Annotated in this window: 1 protein-coding gene; it reads right to left on the reverse strand. The window is 44.4% G+C overall.

What is annotated here, in order from left to right; all coding sequences use genetic code 11:
* Nucleotides 1–435 (reverse strand): LysR family transcriptional regulator (locus tag R7Z49_RS26005; RefSeq protein ID WP_318112561.1); only part of this gene is annotated, 435 nt, incomplete at its 3' end.
* Nucleotides 436–619 lie beyond the last annotated feature (184 nt).

The raw sequence follows: 619 nt of genomic DNA on the forward strand, positions 1-619 counted from the left end.
CACTAACGCAGCATCAACGCCTTCTTGTTCCAAATTGAACCGTCCAGAAAGGTTAGATAGGCGCACATCAAGTTGAGGGGCATAGGCTTGAAGGCGTGGCATACGTGGGATCCACCAATGCAGTGCCAAGGAATTCACCATGTTTAGCGTAATGCGTTGAGAGTTTTGATCGTGCATCAGTGCTTCGGTTGCATCGACGATTTGTTCTAACGCTGGCGCGACTTTGCGGTAGTATTTTTTGCCTTCCGTATTGAGGTACACATGGCGTCCAATTCGGTCAAAAAGCGGTTTGTTTACTTGGCTTTCGAGAGATTTAATTGCTTGGCTGATCGCCGAGTGGCTAACGCTCAGAAGCTGGGCGGCTTCCGTCATACTGCCTGATTCCGCCACCGCCACAAACGCGTAGATGGATTTTAATGGTACTAATTTGCGCATGGAACGAACCTGTTTTCAATGTGTAAGTTTTACTTACAATAGTGATTAATATTACTCGCTATTCCTATAAAGTCACTTTTCATAAAATGCTCCGAGAATTAAGGAGTATCTAATGAATCACGTTCACAAACCCATCGTATTTATGTTGATGTCTACATTAAGCTTATCTGTTACGGGCTTGCTA

Origin of the sequence: Vibrio sp. 1562, from assembly GCF_033340155.1 — a bacterium.
GTDB lineage: Bacteria > Pseudomonadota > Gammaproteobacteria > Enterobacterales > Vibrionaceae > Vibrio > Vibrio alginolyticus.